Here is a 12,218-nt window from a genome sequence, read left to right as displayed (position 1 = left end):
TCCTACATGGTCAGTTTGTCCAGGCGTTTGTAGCAGCAGAGGGCTGCGGCGAGGCCGAGGAAGGCCAGGTAGTTGCGGGGATGTCGCTCGTAGCGCGGTGACAGGCGGCGGTAGCCGGTCAGCCAGGAGATCGTGCGCTCGATGACCCATCGGTGGCGGCCCAGTCGTTCGCTTGAGTTGATTCCCTTGCGGGCGATGCGGACGCCGATCCGCTGGCTGTGCAACCATCGCCGCAGGTCAGGAACGTCGTACGCTTTGTCGGCATGCAGCCGCTGGGGCTTGGAATGGTCGCTATGGGATTCGTTTCCTACGTGGAAATGGGCGACCATCGGCTTCAGCCCGAGGCTGTCGTGAGTGTTCGCCGCAGAGCGTCCGACGCGTAGGGGCAGTCCGTTCGCGTCGGACAGGACGTGCATCTTGGAACCTGGCTTGCCTCGGTCCACGGGCGACGGACCTGCAAGTTCGCCCCTTTTTTGGCGCGGACGTGAGTGGAGTCGAGCACCACCCGGGACATGTCTACCAGGCCCTGGCGTCGAGCAGTTCGAGCACTTTCTGGTGCAGCCGTCCCCAGACACCCGCCCGCGACCAGATCAGGAACCGGCGGTGCACTGTGGACTTCGACGCCCCGAAGCACGGGGGCAGAGCCCGCCAGGCACAGCCGCTGACCAGGACGTAGATGATGGCCGCGAACACCGCCTCGTCATCGATGTTGGCCACCCCGCCGCCTTGCGGTCGCACCCGCGCCGGCGGCAGCAAAGGTAAATCCGCCGGAAGGCATAACGGCGCGGTACCTACTGATCGGCCGGCCCACGTCTACTACCGACACCATGCCCTGACACTTCATCACGGTCGAGTCACATCACGTCACCTGAAGCAACCGTGCGGCAAGGCACAAGTCGCACAGTCGCAAGCGCCAGCGCGTCTCATCACGCTCACGACAGGGGACACTATGCCCCCGCCACACCGCCGCCCTCGAGCACTGCCTGTCTGCTTCTCGCAGGTCTGCCACCGGCTGCTCCTCGAGCGGCTACGACGAAAAGCCGACCGCTGAGAAGATCCCGGCGAGCGTCAGCACCTGGCGACGCCATCGCAGAGCCCGTCACGTTGCCGAGCCGGGGGCAGGCACGTCCGCTGTCGTCAGGGAAGGTCGCTCGCCTCGGCGGGCAGGGTCAAATCTGCCAGGTGACGCACCGACGAGAAGCTCCCGGAGTCGGTGTTCATGGCGAATTACCACCACGAGTACGTGACCAACCTTGAGGAGGCCCACGTCCTCAAGCAGCACACGCTCGCGAGCCTTGGCGAAGGAACCGCGCCGCCGTTGTGCATGCCCATCAACTTGGTTCCAAGTTGTCCACTCAGTTGTCCAAATTGGGCTAGCGGCAACCGTGTCACCCCTACAGTGAGGTCACCTACTGGATGGGGACGACCGGAGGTGCGCATGGACCAGATCGCGGTGGACCTGCTGACAAGGCTCGCTGAAGGTGCCGCGGGTGAGATCGGAACACGCATCTGGGCTGGTTTGTCAGCTTTGGTGCGGCGCCCATTTCGTCAGGGTGACGGGGCATCAGCGCCCGAGCTCAGCTCCGGCGAGGCGGAGTTGGTAGCCTTGGAGCGCGAGCCCGGTGTTCCCGAGCGAGCGCAGCACCTGAGCACCGCGCTGGCGGTGCGCTCCGCGCTGGACGCGGACTTCCGTGATGCTCTGCAGCAGTGGCACCAGCAGGCGCAGGTGCAGCTCTTGCAGGCCGGTGCCGACGGAACGAGCAGCCATATCTCCGGCGGCACCTTCAACGCCCCAGTTCAGCAGGGCCGGGACTTCTCCAACATCTCCTTCAATCTCCCCGCTCCACCGCCTGCCAGGCCGTCAGCGGATTGATCGGATGCGGGGCGGAGGGGGCCGAGCGTGATGGAGCGATGGCGACGCGTGCTGCGTGCGTGGAACGGGCGTCCGGCGGGTCCCACCGTCCACAGCATCAGCGGCGGGGAGTTCCACGCTCCGGTCATCCAGGCCGAGACGGCCAAGGTGACCTTCCGCAACCTTCGCCCCGGGCCCCGTGAGTGGGCGGCGGAACTCGCGGCGCAGGTGCACCAACTGGAGAGCGCCGAGTGCCGCCGATTGCTCGGGCATGCCGACAAGCGATTGAACCTGGAGTACACCCGCGTCGCCCAGCCCGGGCGGGAGGCGAGCAACGCCGCGCTGACCGGTCGGCAGCTGGCCGACGCGGAGGGCATCGCGGGCATCATCCGGTACTACCGTGAACTCGATCCTGGCCGCCTGGTCATCACCGGGGCCGCTGGAGCGGGCAAGACGGTGCTCGCGATGGAGCTAATGATCACGCTGCTTGAAGAGCGCCAGGCCGGGGATCCCGTGCCGGTACGCATCCCTCTCGCCGACTGGCCCACCGGGAGGGGCTTCACCGACTTCCTGACGGACGTTCTGCACAAAACGTATCGCTGGTCCGAGCGGAAAGCGCGACGCTTGGTCAAAGAGGGCTGGGTACTGCCCGTACTCGACGGCCTGGACGAGATGGACCCTCCCCAGGCCAACGGCAAACCCGACCCGGCCGCACCCCGCGCACGGGCGGCCCTGCGCGGTATCAACGGGCACCACCGAGGTCTGCGGCCTGGCCCGGTCATCCTCACCTGCCGTGGCGATGCCTACGACGTACTCGCTGCGGGCTGGTGCTCCGCGGAGTCCAGCCGGCTGCTCGACGCCGCGCAGGTGCAGGTTAACAAGGTGCGGAGCGCCACAGCTTTGACCTACCTCACCGAGCGCGCCACCGACCAGGCGCGCTGGCGCGAACTGCTCGCCTACCTACAGACGCGGCCCAACTCACCGCTTGCCCGTCTCCTCTCCACCCCATGGCGCCTGTGCCTCGTGGCGACCGTCTACGACGCCGAAGGACACCCCGACGAACTCACCAGGTTCCATACGGCTCGCAAGCTCGACCAGCACCTGCTCTCCCTGTACATACCCGCCCTGCTGAAGCCGGACCCCACCCAGCCGAGTAACGATCCGCCGCGGCACTCACCGACGGACGTTCACCGTTGGCTCCATCAACTCGCCCACTATCTGCAGACCAGCGGTGACAACGGTGAGCCGCGCACGGTGCTGACCCTGCACGAGCTCTGGCGGATGCTGCCGAGAAAATCACGGCTCATGCAGAACATAATGATTGTGGGGGGCTGGATGAGCGTCGATTTCATCACCGGCCTTCTCCCGCTGCATCATTCGGCGACGGCCGAGATGACAGAAAAAATCTTAGGGTTCGGTGTGCCGGGCCTCCTCGCAGCGTCCACACGCTTCTGGCGGAATCCGCGAAGCCTGGGAGCCGGCGCCAGAATGTGGACACAGCCGGTGTGGACCGTCCTGCAACTGACGATACTGAGCGCTCTCGCTCTCCTCCTGCAAGCGAACAATTGGCACTTCGGCCTGTCCTCGACCGCCCTCCTACCGCTGTACGTTCTCGTGGTGGGCACCTACGTCACCCCCTCCCGCCCGGTCCGCTCCCCACGCAGCGTGCTGCGAGACGATCTTGTGGCAGGCGTGGTCACCGGCACGTTGATGGGTCTCATCTCACCCTTCGGGCAGGGCCACGACGCCCATGACCTCGCCATACTCGCCGTCGCCGAGGGAGCGCTCATCACCGTCAGCTTCACCGGCGGCCTGTCACAACTCCACCTGGCATTCGCAGTAACGGCCTGCCGGATACTGCCCTTCCGCCTCGGTACCTTTCTAGACTGGGCCACCGACCTCGGCCTCCTGCGTCTGGCAGGCCCCGCCTACCAATTTCGCCACCGCGAACTGCAGGAGTGGCTGGCTACCACCCCGCTCCCACCTCGCAGACGTTGACCCACTGACGCGTCGACCCATCCCGGGTTACTCAGAGACCCCTCGGATGGCTGCAAAGCCAGGTGCCGTGCTGATTGCGCATCCGGTCCTGCTCCTGGGCTGTGGGGAGGAAGACGTCAGCACCGCCGTAGTGGGGGTGGCGGATGCGCAGCATCTGGGTGTCGATTACGAGGTTGCCCGCCAGCTTGTAATCGGCGATGTCAACGCAGCGCCTCGTCGATACATCCGGAACGGGCCAGCCCGTCGGTGGACACCTGCTCACCTCGGGTGGCGCCAAGAGCCCGCGTCGCACTTGGCGAGCAGGACGCGGACGTCCGCTCCAAAACCTCTGTGACCGCGATGACCACCGCGGGCGCAACGGAACGACGTCGCGGTCCTGTGATCGAGCCCGCCCTTGCACGGTTGCCCAGTGGGGCTTCTGGCCCGCAGGTCGCGATTCGCGCCGGTCGCTGAGCCCATGGGAGCGACCACGGTGGTGCCGCCCCCGTACTCGGGGATCGGACGCGGCACCACCGCCCCAGGGCCACACAAGGAGAAGACACCCCAGGACTGCACAACCAGTGCCCCGCTTCCGGCCGAAGACACTGCGCCAACCAGGTGGTTCCCCCGTCCCGCTCTCGGTAGAAGCCCACCGGTCGCGAGCCTTTCCGCTGCGCTCACCGGCTGGCGGCGGTGTTCCCGACACCCGATGCAGCGAGTTGAACGTGAGGACTTGCTGCGCCGTCCCGCATTCGGACCCGCACAAGCGGGCCGGCTTCTACCGTCCCCCCGACGTCCAGCACAACGCAGCAAAAGAACGAATGCGCTCAGGAGTCTCACGGCAGCGTGCTCGATCCCCTCCAGCCGGCGCAGTGCGAGCACGGCCCGCCGCGCTGCGCCGGTGTCGGCGGCCTCGAGGATGGCCACCGCAGGATCGACAACGTTATCAGCGCCGCGGCCTGAGCGTTCCCGAGCGAGCAGCTGCGGTGTCCGGGGCCGGCGACCGGCCCGAAGTGCGGCCCCCAACCGCGTGAACGCGTGCGGTGATCTCTCCGAGCCGGCCGAAGAAGCCCGGCCACAGATCGCGAGGATAGGTGCACAGACGCTCAGGGGCGGGCACGCCGGCGAGGTGGCTCTGCACTATCCAGTCCCGGCACGCGCGGGACGAGACCGGCGATGGGCGAGAGGGAGGGGACGCTAACGTGCTCCTTGCGCATCAGCTCCCACTCGGAGCTGAACTGCCCTCCTGGAGCAGGACCGACCTCCGTCACCACACGGCCCAGGGGCACGTACGAGGGGTCTGACGGGTCTTCTTGGCCAGGAATACGACAGCAACGGAACAAGTGCTCTCCGCCAGTATCGAAGAAGCTCGGCTGCTGCCTTCTCCCAACTACCAGGGGCGTTCCGTACTTGGACGACAGGGAGATGATGAGGCTCGTTGGATTTCCCCACCCGATGCTCAGAGGTTTCCCAGGCCTGCTCACACTTCTCCCCACCCGCAGCGCGTTGACCTGCGAACGGATGTCACTCAGGAGGGGCCGCTCGATAACCAGCCCAGCCCGAGCTGGAACGGCCGATGCTACGGCCGCTCGGTCGCCGCCGGCAGGTTGTGCCATGCATGTCCGCAGGCGCCTTTGCAGTACCTCTCGCGGCGGCGAGTGTCCGCAACGGCGAACACGGAAACGAGGACGCGGAACGCCTTGACGTGTTCGGCGGAGGGCAAGCCCGCGAACCCGTAGCGGGGCGGATCCATGCAGATCATGACCGAGGGGTTAGCCGTGGGCTTCACACCAGACCGCGCCACCCCCGCACGGCCGTCCGCAGCTGTAATGTGCGCCTGCATCGCATAGCCAGCGACTTCCTGTAGAACCATCTGCTGGCGTGTCGGGGCGAGGTCGGAGAACCACCTCACACCAGCGTCCAACGTGCGGAGCCCCTGGGCGATCTCGTTGACGACCCGCTCGGTCTCGCGCCGGAAGGTCCGGCCGTCGTCGCTGCTCGGTTCAGTCATCGCTCGATGATTCCACGACGCTGATTCCGGGTGAGGGCCGGCTGTCGGCGTATACCCGAACGTGGCCAGTGAGGTACAGCGACACGTCTCCACCCTGAAGGTGGCCGTGCGCATGTCGGCAGCCAGGGTCGCCCGACTTCTCAGGCCCGCGGGGGTCCCAACCACCGTTCGGCGCGGACCTGCTTGTCGGAGTCTCCACAGCGGCGGGCGTGCGCCAGCAGGCGGGCGCGGAGCGGTTCGGGTAGGCGGGCGACGTCCCGCTTCTGGCGTGGACGGGTCTTCCAGCCCACCAGATGGCGCACGGCCCCGGCGTCGTGCCGCTCCTCGGCTCGCGGGTCGGCGATCGGCATCCTGCCGAGCAGCTCGCCGGGCACGCCCTCGTGGACGGGGTATCCGGAGCAGCGGCCGCTACCGGATCCGTACCAGTTGAGCAGGGCCAGCACCCGCTCCACCGGGTCGGGAACGTCAGGTGCAGTTGGTCGGTGAGTACCGCGAGCAGTTCGGGGGAGGGACTGCCGCCGGTGCGGGAGAGGTCGAGGATCCGGTCGGCGAGCCCTTCCAGCCCGGCGGGCATCGCAGCCAGCCAGTTGCGCTCCTCTTCGGTCCCTTTCTGTGTCCGTAGCCGGGTGGCCTCGAACTGCTGCATGGGGCCGGGCATGCCGTGCCCGTCCAGCCAGGCCAGGAGCAGGCGGCCGTCAGCGAGGACGGCGTCGCTCTCCCACGCCTCCCACCTCAGTGTCGCCCCGTGGTGCAGGACGACGGCTGCAAGCCGCTCACCGCGCCGGTCGAACACCTCGAAGCGGACGTCCCCGAGGCACATGCAGTGGAACCCGGGCAGCGACTCCACGGCCATGGCCGCCCCGAGCTGGGCCGACTCCGCCGGATCGGAGAGATCCACCCGGATTTCCCCGCCGGCCCCGACCCCGTTCACCGAGCTGACCTGAACCACATGTGCCTGTTGCAGCACGTTGTCCAGCGCTGTCGTCTCGTCCATGAACCGATCTCTCCCTGCCCGGGCGGCAGATGCACAGGTGGCCCGATTCGACCGCAGCTTTCGACCGTCTCGCAACCCGGTTCCTTCGCGCCCGCAGTTCAACGTGTACGCCAACAAGCGGACGTCGCCGCACGACGGGGCCACGCCCCCACCCTTGTCCGACAACCGGCTGGGTGGACAGCGCCGACGCCAGTCAGTGGCGCCAGGAAGTGCGACAGATCCCCCAGGCACTCGAAACACCCGCTGATCACTAATTGTGACCGCTTCACGGAAGTCGTGCCAGAACCCGTTCTCGTGGACAGAGCCAGTGCTTCTTCGTCTCTGGCGGGCGCGCGATCTTCGTACGACTGTGGCGGGTTCTGCGGCGCTGTTAGCCTGCGGTCCATGATCAAGGGGGGATTGGCAGGTCGAATAGGCCGGATGGCGGGGGCCTGGTTGTTTACGACCAAGAACGTGGAGGTGGCCCGGCACGAGCGGCTGATCGCCAGAGGCGCCGTCCGCTTGGAGCTGGACCACTACCTGGAAGTCCTGGTCCGCAAGCCCGGCGCCTTCCCCGGCTCCACCGCTCTCGAACAGGCCCGCTCGGCCGGCAGGTTCACCCCGGTCCACGACGCCTGGTGGACCCAGGCCATGAAGATCCACGGCGAGCGGGACGGCACCCGCGCGCTCATCGAGGTGCTGCTGCTCGGACGCCACATGTCACACGAACACGTCGTCGCCGGCCTGGCCGCAGCCCTGCGGGCCGGGGCCCTGACCGCGGACGCGGTCGCCCTGGAGGCCCGCAAGGGCGCCCAGGCCGAGACCGAGCCCGCGCCTAATGCCCGGACCCTCGGCCAGCCGCCGGCGACGGTGACGTCCCTGCACGAGTGGCGCCTGGCGCATCTTCCGCCGGACACCAGGCCGCTGCCCTCGGTGTCGCACTACGACCAGTTGCTCCGACGCCGCCGCACCAGCGGCAGCAGCCACCGTGAGGGAGGAGCGCAGTGACCATGCCCCGCCAGCGAGGCTTGACCGAGCAGGCCGCCGACGCCGCGATCGACTCCGCCTGCCGCCTGCTGCGGCTGCCGTCGATCCGCAACGAGCTCTCTGACATCGCCGACCGGGCGATGAAGGACCAGATGACCTACCGCGGCTTCCTCGCCGAACTGCTGATGGCCGAGTGCGACGACCGGGCCCGCCGCCGTTCCGAACGGCGGATCAAGGCAGCCGGCTTCCCCCGGGAGAAGTCCCTGCGGTCCTTCGACTTCGACGCCAACCCGAACATCGACCCGGCCACCATCCATACCCTCGCCAGCTGCGAATGGATCAAGAAGAGCCAGCCCCTCTGCCTCATCGGCGACTCCGGCACCGGCAAGTCCCACATGCTCATCGCCCTGGGCACCGAGGCCGCGATGAAGGGCTACCGCGTCCGCTACACCCTCGCCACGAAGCTAGTCAACGAGCTGGTCGAGGCCGCCGACGAGAAGCAGCTGAACAAGACCATCGCCCGCTACGGCCGCGTCGATCTCCTCTGCATCGACGAACTCGGCTACATGGAACTCGACCGCCACGGCGCCCGAACTCCTCTTCCAGGTCCTGACCGAACGCGAAGAGAAGAACAGCGTCGCGATCGCCTCGAACGAATCCTTCGGTGGCTGGACGAAGACCTTCACCGCCCCCCGGCTCTGCGCGGCCATCGTCGACCGCCTCACCTTCAACGGCACCATCATCGAGACCGGCACCGACTGCTACCGCCTCGCCAGCACCCGAGCCCGAACCGAGCAGCCGGCAGCGGGCTGACCCCCTGAAACCGCTGGACTGCTGGTCAGGGCACCTGTCAGGCTCCGCCCTGTGGAGATTCTCGATGTCCTGACCAGCATGGCGAAGACAGGTCGGCTGGGCCCGGTGTTCAGCGGAGCCGACTGGAACGATGTGACCGCAGCACTCGGCGAGCGGTGGGACATCGGAACAATGAGCCGGAACAGAAAGTGGCCGCGGCTATTCGCCTACGGAGACCTTGAGCTGAGTGTCTGCCGCTGCCGCAAGGTTTTCCTCATCTGCGTCCAGACCTGGCGTGACGTTGTCGAACTCCCTCCGTCGATTGCCGGGGGGACGGGCACCTTCCTGGCAGGGCTCAAGCACACGGACGTCGTATCCGCGTTGGACAGGGCCGGCTGTTCCTGGGAGCCGCATGCTCCGCTGACCTTCGGCAACCAGTGCTCGCTCACGGCGATCGCGTCAGGAGCGAACTTCACCTTCGAGATCCCCGAGGGCGAGGAACCCGTGCTGAACGTCATGGGCCTGCCCGGCGACGGACACGACTGCTCCGCACGGACCGCAGGCCAAGATCACTGACGCGAAGCGCCGTCAAAACTCGTGAAGACTTATCGCCCCAGAGATCGCTAACCGCTGCTCAAACTGGTCGACAAACGCTGTCACTGAAGGTGAACGAAGCCAATCCCACGGCACCTGACCGCGTGCAGGAACCGCCACCACCGCAGCAGGTCCATGCCGTAGGAGCGGATGGTCGCCGCCGCCTTCCCAGCTGCGAGCAACTCCTGGAAGAACACCGCGACCGGCGCCACGGCCGCGCCGTCGGCGTCGACGAGCCGGCAGGGCTCGTACCGGTCGACGGTCTCCACCAGCCGACCCCACCGAGGAACGGCCAACCTCGACAGATCCCGCTCGGGCACACGATCGTCCATCACGGACCGCAGACCGTACTGGGCAACAACCCCACCTGTGCCCTGAACTGCACAATCAATGTGGTTCGTTCAGTCAACGGGGCATCCGTTGTCCGGTGCTCCAGCTCGATCCGCAGCAGCGGCCCCGCCTCATCGAGATCATCCGCAACCTCCGAGAGCGCGTCACCGAGGCTGGCTCGGCGAGGTCGAAGGACTTCAGGTCAGCCTCAACGCCGCCATGGCCAAGCTCACCAGCCTCAACCGGACCTCCGCCGACGGCCGCCCCCAACTGGTCGACCTCGGCATGCCCCTTTTCACCGACCCGCCAGTACATCAATCCGACTCAACCGCATGAGCAGGGAAGCGATTTCAGGATTCTCTGCCGAGATCGCCAGACCCGAGTTCCGGCCCCCGGCAGGACACGCTCTGTCTGGGCGCGTTGTCAGACCAGGTTGGCGCCGCAGTACGCCAGAACAGTGTTGGCAACCTGATGAGGAACACGCAGTGGCGGAAGATGATCGACACCGGGCATCTCCACGAGTCGGCAGCCGGGGATTCGTGCAGCCACCTGTTCGTTGCATTCGATCAGTGGCGGTCGGTCCAGGTCCCCCACCATCACCACGGTCGGCGTGTCCAGATCGCGGAGCCGGTCAAATGCGGGCGGGTCCACTCGCTGGTACTCATCCTCGGTGAGCCAGGCCGGAGCTGCGGCACGCAGCTGGGCCATAGCGGACTCATCGGCGCCGGCTGCCGCCCATTTGCGCAGCCCGAACGCCACCAATCCCTCCACATCACCCGCCTTGACCAGCGCCTCGTACTCGGCCTCGACCTCCGGTTCCTCGGGCCACGGGTAGCCGGTGACGCCCGGGCAGAGCAGCACGAGCGCGGTCACCCTTTCCGGGCAGCCAACGCGAGGCTCATCGCCGTACCCCCGCCCATACTGCATCCGACCAGTGGCACCGAGCGCAGCTCGAAGTGATCAAGAACAGTCGCCAGGTCATCGCGGAGCGAGTAGGGCACGGTCGGCTTTGGGGAACGCCCATAACCCCGTACGTCGTAGCGGATCACCCGGTGATGTTCGGTCAGTTTCGGTAGAACCGGGTCCCAAACGCGCGAATCTCCAACCCCCGGGTGCAGGAGCACCACCGGGGGTTTATCCCCTCCGGTGTCATCCGCCCATACCTCGCCGCCACTGACCGGCACTGTGAGTTCCATGGTTGTGAGCTTGTCGCCAGAACAGGCTCACCGCCAAGTGGTTTCCGGGTTCAACGGTGCTGCCACCAGCAACCTTCGCCGTTTACGGCCTCCCAACTCGGTAGTCCGGAAAAGGGCATCGGGACTCACCGAGCTCCTGGCCCGTGAACTGCGGGCCCGCGGCCGCCAGGTCGAGGTCGAACACCTCCACGTCCATCTCCCGCGCGTCCTCAAGGCGGCCGACACCAGCACGGGAGCGAGCGCATGACCACTACTGGCCTGTACGACCTCGTGACCAGCGAGGGCGACGACGGCACCATGCATCCCGCCGAACAGCTCTGGACGCCCGACGAGGACGCGGTGGAGAACGGCTTCATCGTTCATCGGGGCCTGTACGTCACCGGAATCGACGACCCCACCAATGATCACCTCTACCCGGTCGGCTTCGTCGTCCTCGGACACCAGCGGTGGGTCGACCTCATCGAGGCCGCCGCCGCGTACATGGCCCGGGTCCACGGCTGGCGGAACCTGCATCTGTACCCCGGCGACGACCCGGCGGTGCTCATCCCTCGCATCCCGCGCGCCGTCCTCACGCACGGCGTCTTCTTACGGCACCCGCACCCCGACCATCCATGCGACTGCGAGTGGGAAGGCACCTGGCGCATGGTCTGGGCACCGCCCAACGAGCCGGGTGCTGTCCCGATCACCGCGATGCGGCACCCGGCCGCCCCGGTGGCCGCGTCCGGCATTCCCAACCCCGACGAAGGCACCCCCGCTACCTGGGCAGCCTGACACCCATCGCTGAGAACGGCGAAGGCCCGTACTCCCTGCGCCACGCGGGGAGTACGGGCCTCTTTGCGTTGGAGGTCAGGCCGGTTGCTGCTCCTGTTGCCTCAGTTCAATCAGCAGCGCCTGGTACTCCTCGGGGTGCTTTTCGCGGAGAATCTTCATCCACACTCGCGCGCCCTGGACGAAGTGCTCGGTAGCCATCTTCAAGTGAAGGTGCCGGACAACGTAGAGCGCGTCGTCGTACGGCAGTCGCCTCGGCTGCTCGCCCTCGCCTTGCCCGGACGCTTCCCAGGTGGCGGGGGTGACTGCCGGGCTGCCTTCGGCTTGGGTATTAACGCCGTTAACGGTCGCCGAGCCTTCGGAGCTCGGTCCGGCCGGACCCTCGGGGGTGTTAACGCCGTTAACGGTGGGGGCCCCAGCTCCTTCGCCCTCGGGCTGACGCCGCCGCTGACGCGGGGTCTTAACGGCGTTAATAGCCTTCTCCGCCTCGGCCTTCTGTTCCGCCTTGGGAAGTCGACCGATCCGGCGAGCGGGCTCCACCTTCAACTCGCCCGCTTCATCGACGACTACTCCTGGGGCCACCACCACCGCGACGGCGGACACCACCACTAGGCAGTGTCCCGTGGATCAGATGATCGTTTGACGATGTGGAGTCCAGGGGTGGGTTGAGCGATGCGGGCTGGCAGCGGATCCGGCGACTGCTACCGCCGGATCCGCCGCGCGGCGGTCGATGGCGGG

11 protein-coding genes and 2 pseudogenes are annotated in these 12,218 nt (G+C 67.1%); 6 read left to right on the top strand and 7 right to left on the bottom strand.

The features are described from left to right. Positions 1-2: 2 nt before the first annotated feature. Positions 3-756: pseudogene (locus ACF1GV_RS39005) on the bottom strand (IS5 family transposase). 682 nt (positions 757-1,438) lie between these two features. On the opposite strand from ACF1GV_RS39005, the gene ACF1GV_RS39000 reads away from it, so the two are divergent. After that, on the top strand, positions 1,439-1,873 hold the full coding sequence (locus tag ACF1GV_RS39000) for a hypothetical protein (protein ID WP_391691206.1): 435 nt from the start codon (positions 1,439-1,441) through the stop codon (positions 1,871-1,873). A 30-nt stretch (positions 1,874-1,903) separates the two neighbouring features. Continuing rightward, positions 1,904-3,850 (top strand): NACHT domain-containing protein, encoded by a 1,947-nt coding sequence (locus ACF1GV_RS38995; RefSeq protein WP_391691316.1) that lies wholly within the window; start codon positions 1,904-1,906, stop codon positions 3,848-3,850. 1,558 nt (positions 3,851-5,408) lie between these two features. Here the strand turns inward: ACF1GV_RS38995 and ACF1GV_RS38990 are convergent. Both ACF1GV_RS38990 and ACF1GV_RS38985 read right to left on the bottom strand, forming a co-directional pair. Continuing rightward, positions 5,409-5,840 carry a DUF5958 family protein gene (locus ACF1GV_RS38990; RefSeq protein ID WP_391691203.1) on the bottom strand — a complete coding sequence of 144 codons (432 nt, stop codon included), beginning with the start codon at positions 5,838-5,840 and terminating at the stop codon, positions 5,409-5,411. Between the two features lie 140 nt (positions 5,841-5,980). Further along, positions 5,981-6,292, bottom strand: a complete 312-nt coding sequence (locus ACF1GV_RS38985) for a hypothetical protein (RefSeq protein ID WP_391691200.1) — start codon at positions 6,290-6,292, stop codon at positions 5,981-5,983. A gap of 977 nt (positions 6,293-7,269) precedes the next feature. Between ACF1GV_RS38985 and ACF1GV_RS38980 the strand changes: the two genes are divergently transcribed. The 3 genes and pseudogenes from ACF1GV_RS38980 to ACF1GV_RS38970 all read left to right on the top strand — a co-directional run bounded on the left by ACF1GV_RS38980 (position 7,270) and on the right by ACF1GV_RS38970 (position 9,168). Further along, positions 7,270-7,821 carry a hypothetical protein gene (locus tag ACF1GV_RS38980; RefSeq protein WP_391691197.1) on the top strand — a complete coding sequence of 184 codons (552 nt, stop codon included), beginning with the start codon at positions 7,270-7,272 and terminating at the stop codon, positions 7,819-7,821. Beyond that, positions 7,818-8,613, top strand: a pseudogene (gene istB, locus ACF1GV_RS38975) (IS21-like element helper ATPase IstB). Before ACF1GV_RS38980 ends, istB begins: the two are co-directional and overlap by 4 nt. Before the next feature lie 51 nt (positions 8,614-8,664). Beyond that, positions 8,665-9,168: a hypothetical protein gene (locus ACF1GV_RS38970; protein WP_391691194.1), complete on the top strand. Its 504-nt coding sequence runs from the start codon at positions 8,665-8,667 to the stop codon at positions 9,166-9,168. Between the two features lie 80 nt (positions 9,169-9,248). On the opposite strand, the gene ACF1GV_RS38965 is transcribed toward ACF1GV_RS38970, so the two are convergent. From ACF1GV_RS38965 to ACF1GV_RS38955, 3 genes are all read right to left on the bottom strand, one after another. Continuing rightward, positions 9,249-9,455 carry a hypothetical protein gene (locus tag ACF1GV_RS38965; RefSeq protein WP_391691193.1) on the bottom strand — a complete coding sequence of 69 codons (207 nt, stop codon included), beginning with the start codon at positions 9,453-9,455 and terminating at the stop codon, positions 9,249-9,251. A 484-nt stretch (positions 9,456-9,939) separates the two neighbouring features. After that, positions 9,940-10,389 carry an alpha/beta fold hydrolase gene (locus ACF1GV_RS38960; RefSeq protein WP_391691190.1) on the bottom strand — a complete coding sequence of 150 codons (450 nt, stop codon included), beginning with the start codon at positions 10,387-10,389 and terminating at the stop codon, positions 9,940-9,942. Beyond that, on the bottom strand, positions 10,386-10,712 hold the full coding sequence (locus tag ACF1GV_RS38955; protein WP_391691187.1) for an alpha/beta fold hydrolase: 327 nt from the start codon (positions 10,710-10,712) through the stop codon (positions 10,386-10,388). Before ACF1GV_RS38955 ends, ACF1GV_RS38960 begins: the two co-directional genes overlap by 4 nt. Positions 10,713-10,955: 243 nt before the next feature. Between ACF1GV_RS38955 and ACF1GV_RS38950 the strand changes: the two genes are divergently transcribed. Beyond that, positions 10,956-11,483, top strand: a complete 528-nt coding sequence (locus ACF1GV_RS38950) for a hypothetical protein (RefSeq protein WP_391691184.1) — start codon at positions 10,956-10,958, stop codon at positions 11,481-11,483. Between the two features lie 75 nt (positions 11,484-11,558). On the opposite strand, the gene ACF1GV_RS38945 is transcribed toward ACF1GV_RS38950, so the two are convergent. After that, positions 11,559-12,086: a hypothetical protein gene (locus ACF1GV_RS38945; protein ID WP_391691181.1), complete on the bottom strand. Its 528-nt coding sequence runs from the start codon at positions 12,084-12,086 to the stop codon at positions 11,559-11,561. Positions 12,087-12,218: the final 132 nt, after the last annotated feature.

Origin of the sequence: Streptomyces sp. NPDC014006, from assembly GCF_043088925.1 — a bacterium.
Taxonomy (GTDB): Bacteria; Actinomycetota; Actinomycetes; order Streptomycetales; family Streptomycetaceae; genus Streptomyces.
This window is presented reverse-complemented; position numbering and strand designations above follow the sequence as displayed.